Annotated in this window: 18 protein-coding genes, 1 tRNA gene and 1 pseudogene; 7 read left to right on the top strand and 13 right to left on the bottom strand. The window is 65.3% G+C overall.

All coding sequences use genetic code 11. The features are described from left to right. The first annotated feature begins 79 nt into the window (after positions 1-79). A complete protein-coding gene (locus J2808_RS09145) occupies positions 80-1,627 on the top strand; it encodes a glycoside hydrolase family 1 protein (protein WP_309814938.1) in 1,548 nt (515 codons plus the stop codon). Between the two features lie 12 nt (positions 1,628-1,639). Here J2808_RS09145 and J2808_RS09140 read toward each other — a convergent pair whose 3' ends face one another. Together J2808_RS09140 and J2808_RS09135 are read right to left on the bottom strand one after the other, a co-directional pair. Next, positions 1,640-2,725: an App1 family protein gene (locus J2808_RS09140; RefSeq protein WP_309814934.1), complete on the bottom strand. Its 1,086-nt coding sequence runs from the start codon at positions 2,723-2,725 to the stop codon at positions 1,640-1,642. Between the two features lie 67 nt (positions 2,726-2,792). Continuing rightward, positions 2,793-3,524 carry a DUF72 domain-containing protein gene (locus tag J2808_RS09135; RefSeq protein WP_309815567.1) on the bottom strand — a complete coding sequence of 244 codons (732 nt, stop codon included), beginning with the start codon at positions 3,522-3,524 and terminating at the stop codon, positions 2,793-2,795. A gap of 136 nt (positions 3,525-3,660) precedes the next feature. Between J2808_RS09135 and J2808_RS09130 the strand changes: the two genes are divergently transcribed. Further along, positions 3,661-5,484: a glycoside hydrolase family 15 protein gene (locus J2808_RS09130; RefSeq protein WP_309814931.1), complete on the top strand. Its 1,824-nt coding sequence runs from the start codon at positions 3,661-3,663 to the stop codon at positions 5,482-5,484. Between the two features lie 154 nt (positions 5,485-5,638). Here the strand turns inward: J2808_RS09130 and J2808_RS22275 are convergent, their stop codons facing one another. Continuing rightward, positions 5,639-5,908 (bottom strand): hypothetical protein, encoded by a 270-nt coding sequence (locus J2808_RS22275; protein ID WP_397428020.1) that lies wholly within the window; start codon positions 5,906-5,908, stop codon positions 5,639-5,641. Between J2808_RS22275 and J2808_RS09120 the strand changes: the two genes are divergently transcribed. Then, entirely contained in the window at positions 5,891-6,631 is a 741-nt protein-coding gene (locus J2808_RS09120; protein ID WP_309814925.1) for an HAD family hydrolase, read from the top strand. The two genes, J2808_RS22275 and J2808_RS09120, sit on opposite strands and share 18 nt — an antisense overlap. A gap of 8 nt (positions 6,632-6,639) precedes the next feature. Here J2808_RS09120 and J2808_RS09115 read toward each other — a convergent pair whose 3' ends face one another. Beyond that, the gene (locus J2808_RS09115; protein WP_309814922.1) at positions 6,640-6,906 is read right to left on the bottom strand and encodes a hypothetical protein; all 267 of its coding nucleotides are present in this window, start codon (positions 6,904-6,906) and stop codon (positions 6,640-6,642) included. A 163-nt stretch (positions 6,907-7,069) separates the two neighbouring features. On the opposite strand from J2808_RS09115, the pseudogene J2808_RS09110 reads away from it, so the two are divergent. Then, positions 7,070-7,614 (top strand): annotated as a pseudogene (locus tag J2808_RS09110) (alcohol dehydrogenase catalytic domain-containing protein). Positions 7,615-7,654: 40 nt separating this feature from the next. On the opposite strand, the gene J2808_RS09105 reads toward J2808_RS09110, so the two are convergent. From J2808_RS09105 to J2808_RS09095, 3 genes are all read right to left on the bottom strand, one after another. Then, complete coding sequence (locus tag J2808_RS09105; RefSeq protein ID WP_309814919.1) at positions 7,655-8,032, bottom strand: sterol carrier family protein; 378 nt, start codon at positions 8,030-8,032, stop codon at positions 7,655-7,657. Then, entirely contained in the window at positions 8,032-9,048 is a 1,017-nt protein-coding gene (locus tag J2808_RS09100; RefSeq protein ID WP_309814917.1) for an asparaginase, read from the bottom strand. The genes J2808_RS09105 and J2808_RS09100 overlap by 1 nt, the downstream gene beginning before the upstream one ends. A gap of 117 nt (positions 9,049-9,165) precedes the next feature. Further along, a complete protein-coding gene (locus J2808_RS09095) occupies positions 9,166-10,743 on the bottom strand; it encodes a molybdopterin-dependent oxidoreductase (RefSeq protein ID WP_309814914.1) in 1,578 nt (525 codons plus the stop codon). A gap of 127 nt (positions 10,744-10,870) precedes the next feature. Here J2808_RS09095 and purD point away from each other — a divergent pair, with 127 nt between their 5' ends. Continuing rightward, positions 10,871-12,187, top strand: a complete 1,317-nt coding sequence (gene purD, locus J2808_RS09090; protein ID WP_309815565.1) for a phosphoribosylamine--glycine ligase — start codon at positions 10,871-10,873, stop codon at positions 12,185-12,187. 1 nt (position 12,188) lies between these two features. Further along, the gene (locus J2808_RS09085; protein ID WP_309814911.1) at positions 12,189-13,142 is read left to right on the top strand and encodes a phosphoribosylaminoimidazolesuccinocarboxamide synthase; all 954 of its coding nucleotides are present in this window, start codon (positions 12,189-12,191) and stop codon (positions 13,140-13,142) included. Here J2808_RS09085 and J2808_RS09080 read toward each other — a convergent pair. Next, positions 13,139-14,416: a helix-turn-helix domain-containing protein gene (locus J2808_RS09080; RefSeq protein WP_309814908.1), complete on the bottom strand. Its 1,278-nt coding sequence runs from the start codon at positions 14,414-14,416 to the stop codon at positions 13,139-13,141. The two genes, J2808_RS09085 and J2808_RS09080, sit on opposite strands and share 4 nt — an antisense overlap. A 131-nt stretch (positions 14,417-14,547) precedes the next feature. Between J2808_RS09080 and J2808_RS09075 the strand changes: the two genes are divergently transcribed. Next, on the top strand, positions 14,548-14,775 hold the full coding sequence (locus tag J2808_RS09075; protein ID WP_309814906.1) for a hypothetical protein: 228 nt from the start codon (positions 14,548-14,550) through the stop codon (positions 14,773-14,775). 121 nt (positions 14,776-14,896) lie between these two features. Here J2808_RS09075 and J2808_RS09070 read toward each other — a convergent pair. The 5 genes from J2808_RS09070 to J2808_RS09050 all read right to left on the bottom strand — a co-directional run bounded on the left by J2808_RS09070 (position 14,897) and on the right by J2808_RS09050 (position 22,080). After that, positions 14,897-14,973: transfer RNA gene (locus J2808_RS09070), tRNA-Pro, on the bottom strand. Between the two features lie 80 nt (positions 14,974-15,053). Continuing rightward, positions 15,054-16,958, bottom strand: a complete 1,905-nt coding sequence (locus tag J2808_RS09065; RefSeq protein WP_309814902.1) for an ABC transporter ATP-binding protein — start codon at positions 16,956-16,958, stop codon at positions 15,054-15,056. After that, positions 16,955-18,769 carry an ABC transporter ATP-binding protein gene (locus J2808_RS09060; RefSeq protein ID WP_309814900.1) on the bottom strand — a complete coding sequence of 605 codons (1,815 nt, stop codon included), beginning with the start codon at positions 18,767-18,769 and terminating at the stop codon, positions 16,955-16,957. The genes J2808_RS09065 and J2808_RS09060 overlap by 4 nt, the downstream gene beginning before the upstream one ends. Positions 18,770-18,861: 92 nt before the next feature. Next, positions 18,862-19,809: a metallophosphoesterase gene (locus J2808_RS09055; protein WP_309814898.1), complete on the bottom strand. Its 948-nt coding sequence runs from the start codon at positions 19,807-19,809 to the stop codon at positions 18,862-18,864. A gap of 6 nt (positions 19,810-19,815) precedes the next feature. Beyond that, positions 19,816-22,080, bottom strand: a complete 2,265-nt coding sequence (locus tag J2808_RS09050) for a transglycosylase domain-containing protein (protein WP_309814895.1) — start codon at positions 22,078-22,080, stop codon at positions 19,816-19,818. Positions 22,081-22,114 lie beyond the last annotated feature (34 nt).

Below are 22,114 nucleotides of genomic sequence, written 5' to 3'. Positions count from 1 at the left end.
CCGCCCCGACAGCCGCGCGGGGTGTACGATTCTGAATCTCACCCGTTCCACGTTTCTCGTTTCATAGAGGGCTGACACCATGCATATTTCCGCCAAAGACCTGGCAGCCCTTATCCCTACGGACTTCACCCTGGGAGTGGCCACCGCAGCCTTCCAGATTGAGGGCGCACTCACTGAAGACGGCCGGGGCCCGGCCGGCTGGGACGTGTTTTCCGCCAAGGACGGTGCCATAGTGGAAAACCACAGCCCGGCCATCGCCTGCGACCACTATCACCGCATGCCGGACGATGTGGCACTGATGAAACAGCTCGGCGTCGACTCCTACCGGTTCTCGCTGTCCTGGTCACGGATCCAGCCCAACGGGAGCGGCCCGGTGAACCCTGCCGGCCTGGCCTTCTACGACCGCCTCCTGGACGAGCTGCTCGCCAACGGGATTTCCCCCATGGCCACCCTCTATCACTGGGACACGCCGCTGGCACTGGACGAAGTCGGCGGCTGGATGAACCGGGACACCTCCTACCGACTGGCAGAGTTCGCCGCGATCGCGGCTGCGGCGTACGGCGACCGCGTAGCCCGCTGGTGCACCATCAATGAGCCCGCCACCGTCACCACCAACGGCTACACGCTGGGCCTGCATTCGCCGGGCGAAGCCCTCATGCTCAACGCACTGCCCACCGTGCACCACCAGCTTCTTGGCCACGGGCTGGCCCTCCAGGCCTTGCGGGCGGCAGGGGTCCCCGGCGAGATCGGGATGACCAACGTGTACTCGCCGATGGTCCCCAACTCCATCAACCCCCTGGACAAGATCAGTGCCGGCCTGATGGACATAGCCCAGAATCGGCTTTACGCGGACCCTGTCCTCACCGGCAAGTATCCGGACCTCATTCGGGCGGCGAAGTTCTTTAGCTCCTTCGAGCATCCGGACGAGGACATGGAGATCATCTCCCAGCCGTTGGATTTCTATGGCCTGAACTACTACATGCCCACGAAAGTGGCGGTGGGCCCCGGGGAAGGCGCCGTGCCGTCGAGCATGGCCGAAGCCATGGGCAGCGACCTGAGTGCTGCGGGAAATGGCGCCACCCCGTTCCACGTGGTGACCTGGCCCGAAGCGGATATCACCTCCTACGGCTGGCCGGTCAAGCCCGAATACATGAAGGTTGCACTCAAGGAGATGGCCGAGCGCTATCCGAACCTGCCGCCGGTGATCATCACCGAAGGCGGCGCCAGCTTCGAGGACATCATCGTCCGGGACAAGTCCACCAACACCACTTTTATCCCGGACGAGCGGCGCCTCAAATACCTCTCGGACCACATCGAGTCTGCGTTGCAGGCCACGGCTCCCGGCGGCGAAGCCGAGGCGATTGACCTGCGCGGCTACTACGTGTGGTCGCTGATGGACAATTTTGAATGGTCCGCGGGCTACAACCAGCCGTTCGGCCTGCTGCATGTCAATCGCGAGACCCTGGAGAGGACTCCTAAGGCATCCTATTTCTGGTTCCAGGAGCTCATCGAGGAGCGGAACCTCGCCGCGGCGGCGGGTGCCGCCGTCGCGCAGGCCGCGAGCGAGGAACCAGTCGCAGCAGAAGTTCCCGACGACGGCGTGACCACCTCGGGTGCCTCCACCTGAGGTGAGGGGGGTTTAGAGCAGGTCCAGGACCCTAAGCTGTTTGGCCATTCCCGCGCCGTCCGTCGAATAGATCCAGGGCACCACCGACGTGGTGTGGTCCCCGTCCTCGGAGTGGCCGCCTGCAAAGACCGACTCGCTGACAGAGAGCTGCCGGATGGCGATGGCGGCAACCTTGTCCCCGTGGTCCTGGGCGAAGCCTGAGTAGATCTGCTCGTCGTGCTGGCCGTTGTCGCCGATCAGGAGCCACCGCATGTCCGGGAATTCCGTGGCGAGGCGTTCCAAATTGCGGTGCTTGTGTTCCTGCCCGCTGCGGAACCAGCGGTCCTGCGTCAGGCCCCAGTCCGTGAGCAGGAGGGCGCCGGACGGATACATGTTCCGGCCCAGGAACCGCTTCAGGGTGGGGGCGGCGTTCCACGGACCGGTGGACAGGTAGATGACCGGGGCGTCCGGGTGTTCCAGGGTGAGCCGGTCGAGCAGGACAGCCATTCCGGGGGTGGCCATACGTGCCCTTTCGCTGAGCACAAACGTGTTCCAGAGTGCCAGGAACGGCCTCGGCAAGGCGGTCACCATCACGGTGTCGTCGATGTCGGAGACGATGCCGAACTTCGCGTTGGCATCGATCACCTGGATCAGCGCATCCACCGGTTCGGTCCCGTCAGCCTGCAGGGTTGCGGTGTGCCAGCCTGGGGAAAGCGCCACGTCCACCACGGTGTCGATCAGCCCGCCCCGGTCTGCCTTGACCCGGGTGGTGACGCCGCCGATGGTGATTTCCACCCCGGTGTGCTGCACGGGAACGCTGGTGAAGGCCCGCCAGCCGCGGACATTCTGGGTGCCGTTGAGGGCTGCGTGTTCTGCCCGGCTGCCGGGGGTGGGCTTTTTGGTCAGCAGGACCCGGCCGAGGACGCGCACCCACCCGGTGGATGACCCGTAGCCCTGGTACGCGATGGTCTGCGGCGCGAAATTCCATCGTCCGGCGAGCCGCGTGCGGGTGCCGTTGACGGTGTCCGAAATCCGGTGAGCCAGGCGGAACAGCTGCCTGCCGGACAGCGGTGCTGGGTGCGGAGTGTTCTGCGGTGCGTTCTGGGGAGCCCTGACCATTCCTCCACTCTGCCACAGCGCACCGCCGCGCAGGGCACGTGCGGCGGTCCCGCCGTCGTGCGTGACGTCAGCCCGCCCCAAGGAACCACCGGAGGGTCCCGGCGTTCCGCACGGCGTTCCCGCCGCCGTCGTTGTTGAAATAGGCGTAGACGTCGAGGCCCGACGCCGACCATTCCCTGATGCGGTCCGCCCACCACTGCAGATCCGCATCCGAGTAGGAGCCGTCGTAGAGGTGCTGATGGTCGGGACCGTGGAGCCGGATGTACACGAACGGTGCGGTGGCGCGAAGGATGCACGGGAGCTGGGCGCCACTCATGATGCAGTAGGCGGCACCGTGCCGTTCCAGCAGTGAATAAACGTCCGGGTGGTCCCAGCTGGGATGCCGGAACTCGACGGTCACGCGAATCCACCACGGGACCCTGGCGAGGAAGTAATCCAGTCTCGAGTCATCGCGTGCCAGCTGCGGAGGGAGCTGGACCAGCAACACGGCCCGCTTGTCACCCAGCTCGTGCCAGCACCGGGCAATCCGCTCCAGCCATACTTCGGGCGCGTAAAGCTTCTTGGCGTGCGTCAGGCCCCGGGGAGCCTTGACTGACATGGCGAATCCGTCCGGGAGCCGCCGGCGCCAACTGGCGAAGGAGGTATCCCTTGGCCAGCGGTAAAAGCTGGCGTTCAGCTCGACGGTGCTGAACCGGGCAACATAATGCTGCAGCCTGTCCCTGGCCGGGAGGCCCGGCGGGTACAGCACGCCTTCCCAATGGTCGTAGCTCCAGCCGGAGGTGCCGATATGGATCGCCACGGTCAGCTGACGTCCGGGCAAGCGGGGTGGATCATGGTGCCTCCGGTGTTGCGGGGACTGGCCGTCCTGTCAGGCTACCGCGCCGTGCTTCCCCTGTCTTGCCCTGCGGGCGGCGTCCTTGTGGCAGTGTAAGGTCATGGCGCTCATCGAGGATTATGCAGTTGTTGGCGACCTACACACCGGCGCCTTGGTCAGCACCGCGGGCTCCATCGATTGGCTCTGTCTGCCCCGCTTCGATTCTCCGGCCTGTTTCAGCGCGCTTGTTGATACGCCCGACTCCGGACGCTGGCTGCTGGCACCCGAAGGCGGCGGCACGTGCACCAGACGCAGCTACCGGGACGGCACCCTGGTCCTCGAAACGGAATGGGAAACCCCGGACGGCACTGTAAAGGTCATTGATTTCATGCCGCCGCGTGACGAGGTGGCGGACATTGTGCGGATCGTGGAAGGCGTCACCGGGAGCGTCAGGATGCACAGCGAACTGGCCTTGAGATTCGACTACGGGCACATTGTCCCCTGGGTGCGGAAGGACAAGCACGGCCTGCACGCCATCGCCGGTCCGGACGCGGTCTACTTCGTCACCACGGCACCCATCCATGGCGAAAACATGCACTCGATCAGTGACTTCACGGTCCAGGCCGGGGAACGGGTGCCCTTTGTCCTGACATGGGCGCCCAGCCATGTTCCCCGTCCCCACACCGTGGACGCGGAGCACGTGCTCGGCACAACGCTGGCCTACTGGCGCGGCTGGGCTTCCCAGTGCACTGTCCAGGGCAAGTACCAGGACGCCGTGGTCCGCTCACTCGTGACCCTCAAAGCCCTGACGTACGCCCCCACCGGCGGCATCGTCGCGGCGGTGACTACGTCCCTGCCTGAACAGCTCGGTGGTCCGCGCAACTGGGACTACCGGTACTGCTGGCTCCGGGACGCCACCCTGACGCTGCAGGCGCTGCTGGCTGCCGGCTACACGACGGAGGCGGCCGCCTGGCGTGACTGGCTGCTCCGCGCCGTGGCGGGCGATCCGGCCGACCTGCAGATCATGTACGGAATCCACGGCGAACGCAGGCTTCCGGAGATGGAACTGCCCTGGCTGGCCGGGTACGAGAATTCGAAGCCGGTACGGACCGGCAACGGCGCCGCCGAGCAGCTTCAGCTGGACGTCTGGGGTGAGGTGCTCGATTGCCTTGCGCTGACCCGGAACTCCCTGCTGAAACACACCGATGAATCCTGGGACCTGCAGCTCGCCCTGATGCAGCATCTGGAAACCATCTGGGACCAGCCGGACAACGGGCTGTGGGAGATGCGCGGGCCGAGGCGCCATTTCACCCATTCCAAGGTGATGGCCTGGGTAGCGGCTGACCGGATGGTCAAAGGTGTCCGTGACTTCGGGCTGCCAGGACCCGTGGAACGCTGGGAAGCCCTTCGCGACACCATCCACCAGGACGTCATGTCCAACGGTTTCGACCCTGTGCGCAACACGTTTGTGCAGTCGTATGGGCGCCCGGAACTTGATGCCAGCCTGCTGCTGATCCCGCGGGTAGGGTTCCTGCCGCCGGATGATCCCCGCGTGGTGGGAACCATCGACGCGATCCAGCGTGAGCTGACCGAGGATGGATTTGTACTGCGCTACCGCCCAGCGGACAGCGACGACGGGCTGCCGGGGGACGAGGGTGTGTTCCTGGCCTGCTCCTTCTGGCTGGTGGAGGCGCTTCTGGGGGCCGGGCGCAGCCAGGACGCCACCGCGCTCTTCGAACGGCTGCTGGAACTGCGCAACGATGTGGGCCTGCTCAGTGAGGAATGGGCTGTGGGGGCGGGACGGCAACTGGGCAATACGCCCCAGGCGTTCAGCCACTTCGCGCTTGTGACAAGCGCTCTCGAGCTGCATCAGGATATGGTTCGCCGGAGTGATACCCCTATTCCGCCGGAGTCGGAACCGGAGCCAGAAAGGGTAGGTCAGTAGCGACCTGCCCGTGGCCCGGCCCCTTCAACTACGGAGAATAGATAAGTAAACTTACTAATACTCGCGGAGTGCCCCAAAAGCACACGCCGCGACCAAAAGAGGGGTGGTTGGTAATGGCCGGACATTTTGAGCTGGTTGATGCGCCTGACGGCGGCTACAGGGTGAGGATGCTGGACGGCTCAGGGGGCCTGATGGCAATCTCGGTGACTTTTCCCACCAAGCGCGCCGCGGTGGCCGGCGTCGCGATGGCCCGTGAGATCGCCGGCACGGGCCTGATCAGGGACTGCAGCAGCAATGGTGCTGGGGCAGTTATCCGAGACCACGTTCGTCCCGTATCCGCCCCGAAGGAGAGCCCGGGTTCCCGGGGCAGGAAGGTTTCAAAGACCCCGCGCGCTGCAGTCAGGTGATGGTCCCGCAGAGCCATGGCCCCGCCACCTGGTGGCGGGGCGCCGTACTTTTCGACGTTGATGGGACGCTGGTGGATTCCGCCTACGTCCACACCATGGCGTGGTGGCAGGCATTTCGCCAGCACCAGCATGACGTCCCCATGGCAGCCATCCACTGGTGCGTGGGAATGGGCGGCGACCGCCTGGTGGACAGCCTCCTCCCCGCAGGCCGGGACACGGATGCCGACGCCGACATCATGGCCAGCCATGCGGCGATTTTCGCCACAAGCTGGCCGTCACTGCGTCCGCTCGACGGCGCTAAGGACCTGCTTGCCCAGTGCCACGCCGGGGGACTCGCCGTCGCCCTGGCGTCGTCCGCGCGCAAACAGGACCTGGCGGCCAGCCGCAGGGCACTCGCAGCGGACGCCTTTATCCATGCCGCCACCAGCTCCAATGACGCCAAGGAAAGCAAGCCCGCCCCGGACATCCTCGTGGCGGCACTGGAAGCCGTCGGCGTCCCGGCGGCCGGCGCCGTGTATGTGGGGGATGCGGTGTGGGATATGAAGGCGGCCGCCGCACTGGGGATGCCGGCCATCGGCGTCACCTGCGGCGGCAGGAGCGCCGCTGAACTTTTTGATGCGGGTGCCGCCGAGGTCTACGCCGGCCCGCGGGACCTGCTCGAGAACCTGCAGGACAGTGCCATCGGCAGGCTGCTCGGGCTGGAGCCGCAAACGCCTGGGCCGCAGACCCCGGGAACCTAAATTAACGTCTAAGGCTGACGGCCTTCGGCGTTGGTGGTGCCCTCCCTGGTGAAGCCCGCTTCCTCGGCCAGATCGGGTTTGATCCACGAGACATTGACCTTGACCGAACCGTCGTCGTTCTTTTCGATCTCCTCCACCACCTCCGAAGCCGAAGCGCCCATCTCCACGATCCTGGCCCGGTAGCTGGCCACGAGTTCCGCAAGAGTGGCGTCCGTCCATTCCCCGGGACGCATTCTGGTGGAGATCTCTACGGGTTCCGGCTGGTACAGCGCCATGGTGGCGCCTCCTCACTGTCGCTGGGTCACAAGCTGTCCCTCCCTACGCTAGAGGCCGCCCCGGGCCTCCACAAGGAACTTAGTCAGTCTGCTTACTTTTTCCGCGTCAACCGGTTAGCGTCGAAGGGCCGACCCCAGCCCGGACCCCACAGAAAGGCAGACCATGAAGGCACTCACGTGGCAAGGCAAACGCTCGGTCAGTGTGGAAAACGTCCCCGACCCCGTGATCCAGGAACCCACGGATGCGATCGTGCGGATCACGTCCACGGCTATCTGTGGATCAGATCTCCACCTTTACGAAGTCCTCGGCCCCTACATGCACAAGAGGGACGTAATCGGGCACGAACCAATGGGCATCGTGGAGGAAGTGGGCAGCGCCGTGACCAACCTGCCTGGCCGCGCTGCACACCTCCATCGACGCCGTGCGTCGTGGCGGAACGGTATCGCTCGGCGGGGTGTACGGCGGCCAGGCCAGCCCCATGCCGTTGCTGACCATGTTCGATAAGCAGATCCAGGTGCGGATGGGTCAGTGCAACGTGCGGCGGTGGACCGATGACCTGCTGCCGCTCGTGGAGGACGACGCCGATCCGCTGGGTGTGATGGATCTGGTCACGCACCGCTCGCCTGGACGGTGCGCCCGCCCTGTACGAGAAGTTCCAGAAGAAAGAGGACGGCTGCATCAAGGTGGTTCTCAAGCCCGGAACGTAGCCCCGGCCAGGAGCCTCGGACGGCAACCCGGCAACATGCCCTAAAGCGGCAGGAGGGCTGAGAGGTCCGCGCGCAGTCCGGACGCGGCCAACCGGTGCGCCGCGACAGCGTCCGCCCACGTCAACTGGCCGGTGACCAACGACAGCCAGGTGGCGGCGTCGCACTCGATCACGTTCGGCGGGGTGCCGCGCGTGTGCCGCGGCCCCTCGACGCACTGGGTGACGCCGAACGGCGGCACCCGCACCTCCACCGAGTTGCCCGGCGCCCGCGCCGTCACTTCCTCCAGCGTGTACCGCACGGCCGTGGCGGTGACGCTGCGGGGGAGTGGAGCGTCCGACGGCGTTGCGGCGGCTTCCCGCCACGCGGCCAGTGCCGCCGTGCCTTCTTCGATGCCGATCCGGCGGCGTGCTACCGCCATCAGTCGAGGAGTGCGGACACGGCCGGGCCCAGACGGATCTTGCCCACCGGGTGGCTGCCGCCCATCACCGGGGCAACCACTTTTTCCAGGACGCTGGAGACACCGGGGATATCCACGGCTCCGGCGGCCGCCAGGAGGGTCAGGCCCACCAGCGAGGTGGCCCGCAGGTTCCCGTCCAGCATCTTGATGGCCACTGAGACGCCTTGGGGTGTGGCCATGGCCAGCACGCCTTCGGCCCCGATCTTGGCGATAACGCCCAGCTCGTCCATCACGATGGTGTTGGCCTCGCCGCGGCCCTGGACGGCCCAGGGGTAGTCAAGCATGGAGGTGGCGATGGTAGCGGCGCGGGCGTTGGAATTCTTGTCTCCCGGCGCCTTGGCCAGCATGGAATAGGCGCGGGCCAGTCCGGTCAGCGAGATAGCGGCCACCGGTGCCCCGCACCCGTCAATGCCCAGATGGGCAATGTGCTCGCCGCTGTATTCTTCGATCACGCTGCGGACCCGTTGCTGCAGCGGATGGTTCGGCTCGAGGTAGCTGTGCGTGTCCCAGCCGTTTTCCGTGCAGGCCCACAGGAAAGCCGCGTGTTTCCCGGAGCAGTTGAATGCGAGCTTGGACTTGCCGCGGTCGGAGCGCAGCAGCCAGTTGCGGGCCGTTTCGTCCTGCGGCCAGGCGGCGGGGCACTGCAGCTGTTCTTCTTTCACACCCGCGGCCTTGAGCATGCCCTCCACCACATCCATGTGGTCCAGGGAGCCCACGTGGCTGCCGCAGGCCACTGCCACCTGGGCGCCTCGCAGCGGGACCCCGGACTGCATGGACGCCAGCGCCTGCAGCGGTTTGAGCGAAGAGCGGGCGTAGAGCGGAGTCCTGATGTCACCAAGTTCGGTGACCACGTTGCCGTCGGCTGACATTACTACTGCGGAACCGATGTGCCGGGACTCCACAAATCCGCTGCGTTCAATGACGGCGAGTTCGACAGCGGAGTCCACGGTGAACGTGGCATGCGGGTTGTGCGGCATATTGCCAGTCTAGGTCCCCCGGAGGGAAGGACTGCGGAAGGCCTGCGTAATGCCCCCCGGAGGGAAGGCCTGCGGAAGGCCTGCGGAAGGCCTGCGGAAGGCCCGCGGAATGCCGGGCTACTCCACGGTGACCATGACTGATTGCCAGCCGGAGGCACCATTCGGGACGGGATCGGCCCGCTGGTCCGTCTGCACCTCACCGGTGCCGTCCGTGGCCCGGACCTTGATGTAATGCGGACCCGGCGTGGCTTCCCAGTCGAAGGACCACTGGCGCCAGGTGATGAGGGACGCCTCGCTGGACAGCACGGCTTCGGCCCACGGGGTGTTATCGATCTGGACTTCCACCTTAGTGATGCCGCGGGTCTGCGCCCACGCCGTCCCGCCAATCGCCACGCGGCCTGCCGGAACCTTGGCGAAGGACTTCGGGACCTCCACCCGGGCCATGGTCTTGATGGGCCCGCGCTCCGACCAGCCGCGCTGCGTCCAGTAAGCCTTGCTGTCCGCGAAACGCGTCACTTCCAGGTCCACCACCCATTTCGTGGCGGAGACAAACCCGTACAGTCCCGGTACCACCATGCGCACCGGATAGCCGTGTTCGAGCGGCAGCGGCTCGCCGTTCATGCCGATGGCCAGCATCGCGTCGCGGTCATCCAGCAGGACTTCCAGAGGCGTGGAGGCGCTGAAGCCATCAATCGACGTGGACAGCACCATGTCCGCCCCGGCCTGCGGCCTTGCCCTCTTAAGGACTTCGCGGAGGGGGAGACCCAGCCATTTCGCATTGCCGGCGAGGTTTCCACCCACGGGATTGGAGACGCAGGTGAGTGTTACATGCGATTCGATGAGGTCGGCGTCGAGCAGGTCCTGGAAGCTCAGGCGAATTTCCTCCTCCACCAGGCCGTGGACGCGCAGTTCCCAGTCCTCGACGTTGATTTCGGGGACGCTCAGGGCTGTGTCGATCCGGTAGAACTCCCCGTTGGGGGTGATCCACGGCGTCACGCCGGCCACCGGGGACTGCACGCCTGGGGGCACAGCGGCGGCAGCCTTCACCGGCGTGGGCAGCTGCAGGGACTCCCTGGCTTTGGCGATGTTGTTGCGGGCGGTGCTGAGCAGGCGTCCGCCCGTGGCCGCGATCCCGGCGCCCGCCACCGTAATGGCCGTGGCGGCAAAGAAGCGGCGGCGGCTCGTGGCAGGCCGGCCAGGTTCCCCCGCCCCCGTGCCGGCAGGCGCTTCCGGCCAGGACTTGAGCCGCCAGAGCGGCGCAATCAATAGCCGCAGCACCACCAGGCCGGCCAGGGTGCCCAGCACGGTGGGGATGGCATCCACCGGCTTGACGCCCGCCCGTGTCACCACGCTGGCCACAATCACCGATCCCATGAGCAGCACACCGGCCACACCCAGCGCCCATTTGCGGTAAGCCACGACGCCCAGGACGCACGCAAGCAGGAAGATGGTCAGTCCCATCCCCACAAACAGCGCGGCCTTGTCATTGGTGCCGAACGTCGCAATGGCAAAATCCTTCATCCATGGCGGGGTGAAGTCGATGAATGTGGACCCCAGTGCAATGACGGGGGTAGCCCGCGCCGTAAAAAACGCGCCGATCAGTTCGGCCACCGAGAGCACGACGGCGGCTGCTGCCACACCTCCCAATGCGGCCATAGCGGCGGGTTCCCTGAGCCAGTTCACGAGCTTCTTCATGGTGTGGATTCGTTACGGCGGGCAACAGGGATGGTTCGGCGGGGACACAGCTTAGGAACACCCGCCTTAGGAATTAGGAACACCCGCCTTAGGAAAGGGCAGGGTCCACAAAGTACCCTTGGTGACTGTGAAGGTACTCGTCATTGGCCCTGGAGGCCGCGAACACGCCATTGTCCGCTCCCTGCTCGCCGATCCCAACGTGTCCGAGGTCCATGCAGCTCCCGGCAACGCCGGCATCAGCAAGCTGGTCCCCACCCACAACATCGACGGGAATAATCCTGACGCCGTAGCGGCCCTGGCCACCAAGCTCGGCGTGGACCTCGTGGTGGTTGGGCCCGAGGCGCCGCTTGCTGCCGGGGTCTCCGACGCCGTCCGCGACGCCGGCATTCCGGTCTTTGGACCCAGCAAGGCCGCAGCCCAGCTGGAGGCCTCCAAGGCGTTCGCCAAGGAAGTCATGGCTGAAGCCGGTGTGCCCACTGCCATGGCCATGGTTGCCACCAACGCCGAGGAAGCGGCCTCGGCCCTGGACACCTTCGGCGCACCCTACGTGGTGAAGGACGACGGCCTCGCAGCAGGCAAGGGCGTTGTAGTCACCAAGAACCGTGACGAAGCCCTGGCCCACGCCCAGACGTGCTTCGACGCCGGCGGCACCGTGGTGATCGAGGAATTCCTTGATGGCCCCGAAGTGTCCGTCTTTGTCCTGTGCGACGGCCGCAACACCGTGGCCCTGTCCCCGGCGCAGGACTTCAAACGCATCTTCGACAACGACGAAGGCCCCAACACCGGCGGCATGGGCGCGTACACCCCACTCGAATGGGCCCCCGCCGGACTGGTGGACGAAGTCATCGAGCGCGTCGCCCAGCCCACTGTGAACGAAATGGCCAACCGCGGCACCCCGTTCGTGGGTGTGCTCTTCGTTGGCCTGGCCCTGACCTCGCGCGGCACCCGCGTCATCGAGTTCAACGTCCGCTTTGGCGACCCCGAGACCCAGGCCGTGCTGGCCAGGCTCAAGACCCCGCTCGGCGCGCTGCTGCTGGCAGCTGCCAAGGGCGAACTGGACAAGGCGGACGAGCTGCGCTGGTCCAAGGAGACTGCCGTCGCCGTCGTCGTCGCGTCCGAAAACTACCCCGATACTCCGCGCACCGGTGACCGGATCCGCGGCCTCAAGAAAGTGGATGCGCTCGAGGGTGTACACGTGATCCACGCCGGCACCGCGCTGGACGAGCACGGCAAGGTGGTCTCCGCCGGTGGCCGCGTGCTCGCCGTGGTTGCCCTCGGCAGTGACCTGGTGGAGGCACGGGAACGGGCGTACGACGGCGTGGAACTGGTTCAGCTGGAGGGCTCCCAGTTCCGGACGGACATCGGACGCAAGGCGACCCGCGGCGAGATCAAGGTTGCCTCCAACGCAACCGGCTCGCTGCCTGTCACGAAGGCGAAGGCATAACATGACTGACAACTCCGCTCAGGACCCACAGCAGCAGCGCGGCTTCAGCACGGCAACCCTGGACCTGCCGGGCTGGACACACGTCTATTCAGGCAAGGTCCGCGACCTGTACGAACCGGCGGATGAGTCCATCCGCGAGCAGGTGGGCCAGGACTGCGTCCTGGTGGTGGCCAGCGACCGCATCAGCGCCTACGACCACGTCCTGGCAAGCGAGATCCCGGACAAGGGACGCATCCTGACCCAGCTGAGCCTATGGTGGTTCGACCAGCTGGATGTGGTGCACCACGTGCTGGCATCCACGGTGGAGGACGGAGTTCCCGCGGCTGTGGAAGGCCGTGCGATGATCTGCAAAAAGCTGGACATGTTCCCCGTGGAATGCATCGCCCGCGGCTACCTCACCGGATCCGGGCTGCTTGAGTACAAGGCCGCCGGGACAGTCTGCGAGATTCCGCTGCCAGAAGGCCTGGTGGACGGTTCACGGCTGGAGCAGCCCATCTTCACGCCGTCGGCCAAGGCCGAAATCGGCGAGCATGACGAGAACATCTCCTACGACGATGTTGTGGCCATGGTGGGCGATGACATCGCCGGACGCCTCAGCGAGCTGACCCTGAAGATCTACTCCACGGCGGAGAAGATCGCCCGCGAACGCGGCATCATCCTGGCTGATACCAAGGTGGAGTTTGGCTACGACGCCGTGTCCGGCGCCATCACCCTGGGTGATGAGGTCCTGACCCCGGACTCGTCCCGATTCTGGGACGCGGCCACATACCAGCCCGGGCAGGCCCAGCCATCGTATGACAAGCAGTATGTGCGCGACTGGCTGACGTCGGCTGAATCCGGCTGGGACAAGAGCTCAGATGTGCCGCCGCCGGCGTTGCCCGAGGACGTTGTCACCCGCACCCGCAGCCGCTACGTCGAGGCGTACGAAAAACTGACCGGGCGGGCGTTCGCCTAGCTTGCCCTGGCCGACTTCGCGGCGGCAGCAGCGGCACGCTCCTGGGAGAGCCTGATTTCGAGGATGGCGTCCAGCGCTTGCTGGACGCGGTCCTGGGCTCCGGCTGAACTGAAGTCCTTTTGTGCTTCCTGGAGGTACTTCAGGGCTTCGTCAGCTTCGCCCGCGGCCTTCAGGGACTTGCCGAGCAGGAGGGCAACCTCGCCGGCGGTGTGCTTGGCGAGCGCGTCGGATTCAGCGTGGATGTCACGGAGCCGGTCGACGGCCGTCACGATGTCTCCCGTGAGGTAGAGCCAGCGGGCGCGGATGAAAGCGACTTCCAGCTCATCGCTCTTTGTGCCGCGGACGATCGAGAAAGCCAGTTCGGCACGCTCGATGGCGGAAAGTGTCTCCGGCTCGACAATGCCGGCGGAGAGCCGCACCGTAGCCGTCGCCTTGTTGAAACGGGCCCACAATTCAATGTCGTTGGCAGGCGACAGTAACTTGGCCGCACGCTCGTGCTGGTGCACGCCTTCCCTGTGGTCATGCCGCATGAAGGCCACGTTGCCGATCACCCATGCCACTTCACCCGCAAGCTGGGACATCGAATCTTCGTCCACCTGCTCACTCATGGTCTGGCAGTAGCGCCAGGCTTCATCCAGCCGTCCGCTCTCGGCCAGGGCAGCAATCAGGGCACGGAGCGCACCGATAATGACGTTGGAATTCTTTGGAAGCTGTTCGGACAGCTTTACCGCCTCCAAAGAATGTTCCACGGCAAGGGAAAGCTGGCCCTCACGATGGAAAACAGTGGCCAGCATCTGGCGGGCGCGTACTGCCAGGCCGATGGACTCGGTGGCCATGGGATGTTCCAGCAGGCGTTGAATGATTTGCTGGCATTCCTGGACGTCGCCGTGCTTCAGGAGGCACTCCGCCTGCATGTACGTCATGTTCCACCAGGCACTCGTATTTTTGCCGTCGAGGGCAATCTGTGCCGCAGTCGCGGCGTGGCTGGCAGCCAGCTCGTAATCCCGCAGATCCCAGGCCTGGCGGGCGTAAAGTCCGGCCAGCACGTATTCAGCATCGTTAACCGAGATGGGCTGGCTCCATGCTTCCAGGGCCTTCGGCGCCAGATCGAGCCTGCGGGCGAGTTCCTCGATCACTTCAGCCGTGGGCTCCCGGCGGCCGGTCTCAAGGAGTGAAATGTAGCTGGGGGAGTAGAGGTCCTTGCCGAGTTCGGCTTGAGTAAGTCCTCGCTCAAGCCGCTCCGCTCGGAGCTTTTCCCCGAATCCGTTGCCCACGGGATTTCCTCCTAATTCTGGACAGTCTTTGTACGTAAAGCTTGACAGTCCCTGTGGAAGATATTTTACAATAAGTGTCAACAAGGACGTGCTGACTTTGTAACGAATCCGACTCGCATTGAGGATCTCATATGTTCAAGAAGATAGCGGCAGCCGCCGTTCTAGCCGGCGCCTTGGCGTTTTCAGCGGCGGCTCCGGCCGTACTGTCCGCAAGTTCCACCACTGACAACTCGGGTATTGCTGTAGTAGCTACCGGCATCTGGCCGGATCCCATGTCCAAGACGGTCAAGCCCATTAAGCCCGTCAAGGATGGCAAGACCTACACCACCAACACTGGCATCTGGCCGGACCCGGTGTAAGACTCCTCGCAGGAGGCAATAGCCCCGAAGCATGGTCTGCTTCGGGGCTATTTCTTTGCCCGCCCGAGCATGTGCAAGGAGATGAAAAAAGAGGGCCTCCCTAAGGAGACCCTCTTTCATTTGGTCGGGATGACAGGATTTGAACCTGCGACCTCGTCGTCCCGAACGACGCGCGCTACCAAGCTGCGCCACATCCCGATCCGCTGCAAAAGCAACTTTACAAGAATAACGGATGCCTGCCCGGATACGAAATCGGCTCTGCTGGGGGGTCCAAATCCCTAGACCAGGGAGTCCTTCCAGGCGCCGTGGAGGTCCGCGAACCGTCCGCCGCCACCGATGAGTTCCGCAGGGGTGCCGTCCTCCACGATGCGGCCGTCGTGGACCACCAGCACCCGGTCAGCCGTTTCCACCGTGGAGAGCCGGTGGGCGATGATCAGCGCCGTCCGGCCGCCGCCGGCGGCGGCGCTGCCCGGGGTGACACCTGGCCCCGGTTCGGCAGCGGAAACCGTAGCAGCCGCCGCGCTGCCGGCGTCGGACGTTGCCCGCAGGAGCCGCGCAAGGCCGGTCTGCACCAGGCGCTCCGAGGGGATGTCCAGCGACGAGGTGGCCTCGTCCAGGATCAGCACCGCTGGCCGGGCCAGGAACGCCCGCGCGAAGCTGATCAGCTGCCGCTGCCCGGAGGAGACCCGGCCGCCGCGCTTGTTGACGTCGGTGTCGTAGCCTTCGGGGAGTTCGGTAATGAATCCGTGGGCGCCCACGGCCCGGGCAGCATCCTCGATCTCCTCCCGGGAGGCCTCCGGACGGCCCAGGGCGATGTTGTCTGCCACGGAACCGCTGAACAGGAACGCCTCCTGGGTGACCATCACAATGTTCCGCCGCAGATCCGTGGTGCTGAGGTTGCGGAGGTCCACGCCGTCCAGGGTAAGGGAACCGGAGGTGACATCGTAGAAGCGGGCGATCAGTTTCGCCAGCGTGGATTTGCCGGCACCGGTCTGGCCCACCAGCGCCACAGTCTGGCCGGCAGGGATGTGCAGGTCCATGGCTGGGATGACCACCGGACCGTCACCGTACCGGAACTCCACACCCTTGAAGTCGATGCAGCCGCTGGCGTCCCGCAGTGCCACGGCGTTCTTGGGCGGGCGGACCGTGGGAACCTCCTCCAGGAGGCCGGACACCTTCTCCAGGGCGGCCTGGGCACTCTGGAAGGAGTTGTAGAACATGGCCATCTGGTCCACCGGCTGAAAGAAGCGCTTGGTGGAGAGGATCAGCGCCAGCAGCACGCCAACCGCAAGGTCCCCGTCCAGCACACGGAACCCGCCGAACAGCAGCACCACGGCCACACAAACGTTCCCGATCAGCACCAGGCCCGGCTGGAAAATGCCGTTGAGGTTGATGGACCGCACGGTGACATGCCGGTAGTCCTCGGCAAGCTCGCCGTAGCGTTCAGCGTTCTCCTGCTCCTTGCGGAAGGCCTTGACGGCGCGGATCCCGGTCATGGTTTCCACAAAGTGCATAATTAGCCGCGCGGATACCACCCGGGACTCACGGAATGCGATCTGGGAGTGCTTCTGGTACCAGCGCGCCAGGAAGAACATGGGCACGCCGGCGGCCAGGACAACCAGCCCGCTGCGCCAGTCGAGGACAAAAACCGTGATGGCGGTGAAGATCATAAACAGCAGGCCGGACGCCAGTGAGCTGACACCGGAGTCGAGGAGCTCGCGAAGGGCTTCCAGGTCCGAGGTCTGCCGGGCGATGATCCGGCCGGAGGTGTACTTTTCGTGGAATTCCAGGCTGAGGCGCTGGGTGTGCCGGAAGACCCGGACGCGCAGGTCCAGCAGCATGGCCTGGCTGAGCCGCGCGGTGGAGGTGACGTAGAGGGCAGTGAGTCCCGCCGTCGCGATCGCCGCGAGGAGGTAGACGACGCCGGTGAGCACCAGCGGGAGGTTGTCACCGGCCTGAAGCGCGGGCAGCGCATGGTCGATGCCGAAGGCGATCAGCGCCGGGCCCGCCACACGCGCGGCCTGCGAGAGAACCACTGTGGCGATGGTCAGCCAGAACCTGAGCCGCACCGGACGGATCAGCCTGGCAAGCAAGGCGAGCGACCGCCGTCGTACGGTTTTGCTTTCCGCCTTGCTCAGGTGGGCGTTGTCCTCGTTGGCCGTGCCGAAGGTTGCGTTGCTCATCGGGTGATTTCCTCTGCATCTGCCGCTTCCTCGAGCTCCGACAGTTCCGTGTCCAGATCCCGTGGTTCCTGGTCGAGGCTGGCGATGACGTAGCGGTAGTGGGGGTTGTGCGCCAGCAGTTCGGTATGTGTTCCGACGGCGGCGATCCGGCCTCCCTCGAGCAGCGCCACCCGGTCGGCCAGCGCTACCGTGGACGGGCGGTGGGCGACGATCAGCGTGGTGGTGTCCTTCAGTACTGCGCGGAGCCGGGTTTCCACCAGTTCCTCCGTGTGCACGTCGAGGGCAGACAGAGGGTCATCCAGCACCAGCACCCGGGGCCGTGCCGCGATGGCACGGGCAAGGGCGATCCGCTGGCGCTGCCCGCCGGACAGGCTCAGGCCCTCCTCGCCGATGAGCGTGTCCACCCCCTCCGGCAGCGAGTACGCGAAGTGCGCCTGAGCCACGTCCAGCGCCTCGTCAAGGGCCTCCTCGGTCCGCTCCTGCGCCCCGAGGAGCACGTTGTCCCGGACGGAATTGGAGAACAGGGTGGTGTCTTCGAACGCGACGCCCACCACCCGCCGGAGCTCGTCGACGTCGAACTCGCGCAGGTCCACGCCGTCGATGGTGATGGAACCGGCCGTGACGTCGTACAGCCGCGGGACCAGCTGGATCATGGCACTCTTGCCGCTGCCGGTGATGCCCACCAGCGCCATGGTTTCGCCCGGCAGGACGTCCAGGTTGATGTCCTGCAGGATGGGCTTGTCCGGGGCGTCCTCATACGCGAAGGTGGCGCTGTCGAAGCGCAGGGCGCCCAACAGCAGCGATGGCTTGCGCGGGGCCGGGGGACTGGTGATGGTGTTGACCGAATCCATCACCTCGAAGTGGCGGTCGATTGCGCTCTTGGCGGTCAGTGCCATGGCCAGCAGCATGCCGGAGAATTCCACCGGCATGGCAATGACCGCCGCCGTGGCGAAGAAGGCCACGAGGGCACCGATGCTCAGCTGGCCGCTGGCGCACAGCATCACGCCCACCACCAGCCCGGCGCCCAGGGCGAGTTCCGGGAGCAGGGTGACCACCAAGGTGAACGTGGCCTGGTGCTTCGCCTTGGCGATCTCGGTCTGGCGGAGTTCCTCGGCCTGCTCATTGAAGCTCTCCAGGGCCTCGCGGCTGCGGCCGAACGCCTTCAGGACGCGGATGCCGTGGACGGATTCCTCCACGGTGGTGGCGAGGTCGCCGGCCTGGTCCTGGCTTTGGCGCGCCACCTTGCTGAAGCGGGTCCGGAAACGGAAGCCGTAGGCCATGATGGGCACCGCGGCGGCCATAAAGATCAGGGCCAACTGCCAGCTCATGGAGAACATCACCACAATGCCGATGACCACCGTCAGGGTGGTGACCACCAGCATGATGGCGCCGAACGCCATCCACCGGCGCAGGAAGTTCAGGTCCGTCATGGCGCGGGAGAGCAGCTGGCCCGAGCCCCAGCGGTCATGGAAGGACACCGTCAGGTTCTGCAGGTGCCCGTATAGGGAGACCCGCATCCGGGTTTCCACGGTGGTTGCCGGGTTAATCACAAACTGCCGGCGCAGGGCCACGAGGACTGCCTCGGCAATGCCGAGGATCAGGATCACAACGGCGGCGGTCCAGACGGCGGCCATGGCGCCACCGGGCTTCAGCGACTCATTGATGAGGACGCGGAGCACCTGGGGGATGGCCAGCGCCACGAGGCTGGCCAGCAGGGCGCTGATGAGTCCCAGCACCAGCCGGGGGATGATCGGCCTAACGTGGGGGTAGAGACGGCTGATGGATCTGAAAAATGAGGTCTGCTTGGCCATGCCCGCTTCTCAAGCTCTAAATCGAATGTAGTTTCCCGTAGCAACTACCCTATGCCATGGCATGAGCCGGTTCACACGCCCTGGCGCACGCCCTATTCGCGGGACGTCAGCGTCAGCAGCACAGCCTCAGGCTTGCAGGCGATGCGGACGGGGGCGAAACGTGAGGTGCCGATGCCGCCCGAGACGTTTACCGGCGTCGTACGTCCGTTGCTTTCCCAATCGTTGAGTCCCTTGGCACGCCACGTGGGGATGTCGCAATTGGCTACGAGGGCACCGTAGCCGGGGACGCAGAGCTGGCCGCCATGGGTGTGGCCGGCAAGCAGCAGGTCCGCGCCGTCCTCGGTGAAATGGTCCAGCACGCGCTGATAGGGGGCGTGGATGACTGCCACGCGGAGGTGCGGGTCCCGGTCCTGGTTGCGGGTGCCGCGCGGCCAGCCGGCGTAGCGCTCCCGGCTCAGGTGCGGATCGTCCACACCGGAGAAGTCGAAGCGGATGCCCTTCAGTACCACCGACTGGTGCCGGTTGGTGAGGTCCACCCAGCCGCCCATGCCGAACCCGGAGCGCAGCCGCGGCCAGTCCAGTTCCGTTGGTTTCGGTTTGGCCTTCGAAGGCCCCAGCAGATAGGACGCGGGGTTCTTGAGGCTGGGGGCGTAGTAGTCGTTGGACCCGGGCACGAACACGCCGGGAAATTCCAGGAGCGGGCGCAGTGCCTTGAGGAGGGGGTCTATGCCTTTGGCATGGCTGAGGTTGTCTCCGGTGTTGACCACCAGGTCCGGCTTCAGCGAGGCCAGGGACTCAAGCCACGCCGCCTTGGTGTCCTGGCCGGGGACAAAGTGGATGTCGCTCAGGTGCAGGACCCGGAAGGGCGCCTGGCCTGCCGGCAGGATGGGCAGGGTTTCTTCGCGCAGGACAAACTGGTTCCTCTCCCACAGCCCATACCCGAAGGCCGCGAGACCCGCTGCAGTGCCGGTGGCGGCGGTCACGGCAAAGCCGCGCCCGATGTTCCGGACGCGGCTGGCCAAGGCAGGGCTGACGGCCATGGGCGGCTAGTCCTTCTTCTCGCTGTTGCCCGGATTGTCCGCAGCAGGGGTTGACGGCTCCGTCGCGGGGGAAGTGCCCTCGGAGCCGGGCGTCCTGGTTGGGGTGCCGTTCACCATGTTGTTGGGCGGTTCCGGGAACGGGTCGGTGCCGTAAGCGGGGGCGGTCTGGGACATGAACCGGGAGAACATCGGTCCGGCGATCATGTAACCGTCAAGGGACTCGTAGAACTGGCCGTTGAAGGTTAGGTTCCGGCCCGGCCGGTTTTGGGCCCCCAGCGGATCGCCAAACCAGGCAGCGGTGGCAAGCCCGGTGGTGTGCCCCACCACCCAGGTGGATTCATTGAGGTTGGAGGTACCGGTCTTCGCGGCTACCGGGAAGTTGGTATCGGTGGACAGCCGCGGCTGGATCAGCGAGCCGGAGCCGACGTTCATGACTTCCTGCAGGGCATAGTTGACGCCCCGGGCAACCTCGGGCTTGATTGCGTCGCGGCAGCTGCTGCTCTGCGCCGGCAGCTCGGCGCCGCTCTGGTCGGTGACCGAGGTGATGGCGATGGGCTCGCAGTACTTGCCATCGTTCGCGAACGTGGCGAACGCGCTTGCCATGGTCAGCGGGGCCGTCTGCGTTGAGCCAAGCAGGTTACCCAGGGTGAACATGTTGATCTTGGGGTTGGGATCCCCGTTGCTGGGCAGGCCGCTGTGGAGCCCGACGGCGTCCACAACCTTCTGGATGCCGCAGAAGTCAAGCTGTGCGGCTGAGGCAAAGGTGGCGGTGTTGATGGAGTTGTAGAGTCCGAAGAGGACAGGCATGTACCGGTAGAACTGCGGTTCTGCGTTCTGCAGGTCCTGGGCTGCGCCGAGGCCCTCCTCCGCGCTGTTGTACGCGCCGGTGACCACTCCGCAGCTGTTGCGCCACGGGAAGTTCAGCGGATACTGGCGCTGGGCGGCATTGACCACGGTGTTCATGGACTTGCCCTCGTTCAACCACTCCGCGAACGTGAACGGCTTCATGGTGGACCCGGGCTGGGCGCCGCCGAGGCCGTTGAGGTCGTTGCCGTTTTTGTCCAGCTGGTCCACGTTGAAGTTGACCTGCGAATCAAAGCCGCCCTTTTTCGGCAGGAACGTGGTGTTCTGGGCCATGGAGACGATCTTGCCGGAGTCCGGCTGCACCGAAACCAGCGCGGCACCCCATTTGTCCGGGTTGGCGCCGGCGGACGCGTTGACCTGTTCCTGGGCTGAAATCTGGGCTTTGGGATCGAGCGTGGTCTTGATGGTGAGGCCGCCACCGTAAATGAGGCGCTGGCGCTCCTTGAGGTCCGCTCCGTAGGCCGGGTTGTTTTCCAGCAGGTGCAGTACGTAGTCGCAGAAGTACGGTGCGGTGGCTGCATAGGCGCAGCCCTGGCGTGCGGGGGTTACCTTGGTCACCACGGGGGTGGCGACGGCGGTGTCGTGCTCGGCCTGGGTGATCTTGCCCTGGCTCAGCATCAGGCTCAGCACCAGGTCGCGGCGGCCCTTGGAGCTTTCCGGGTTGGTGATCGGGTCAAAGGCTGACGGGCTGTTGACGAGGCCGGCAAGGAGTGCGGCCTGCGGGAGGGTCAGGTCTTTGGCTGTGGTGCTGAAGAAGAATTTGGATGCGGCCTCAATGCCGTAGGCGTCGCGGTTGAAGAAGACGATGTTCAGGTAACCCTCAAGGATTTGGTCCTTGGTAAATTCCTTCTCCAATGCGATGGCGAGCTTCATTTCGCGAAGCTTGTCGCCGACGCCCTTGTTGACACCGTTGAGCTTGATGTCCTCGTCCTTGCCCTCGGCTGCGAGGTTGGCGTTAAGGACGTTGTTGACGTACTGCTGGGTGATGGTGGAGGCACCCTGCTTGTTACCCCGGGCGGTGGCCACCAGGGCGCGCATGATGCCGGTGGTGTCAACGCCGCCGTGCTCGAAGAACCTGCTGTCCTCCACCGCGATAACGGCTTCCTTCATGAACGGCGAGATCTTGTCCAGGCTGACCTTGGTGCGGTTCTCCTCGAAAACGCTGGCGATGACGCTGCCGTCAGCGGCCAGGATCCGGGTGGTCTGGTTGGGCGGGTCAACCTTCAGCTCCGCCGGCAGGGTGTCGAAGAACTCGATCGAACCGCTCGCCGCGCTGCCCGAAACAGCCGCGGCCGGCACCAGCAGGCCTGCCACCAGGACACCACAAATAGCGCTCACGCCAAGGAAGCCAAAAATCTTTCCGAGGGTAGTGGCCGTGTCGAAAATGGGGTTCTTACGAGTCACCATGTTTTCCACTTTACCGGCAACGACTAGTCTTTCT

The sequence above is a fragment of the Pseudarthrobacter sulfonivorans genome (assembly GCF_031454915.1).
Lineage (GTDB): Bacteria > Actinomycetota > Actinomycetes > Actinomycetales > Micrococcaceae > Arthrobacter > Arthrobacter sulfonivorans_C.
Note: the sequence above shows the minus strand (reverse complement) of the source record. Positions and strands in the feature narration are given on the sequence as shown.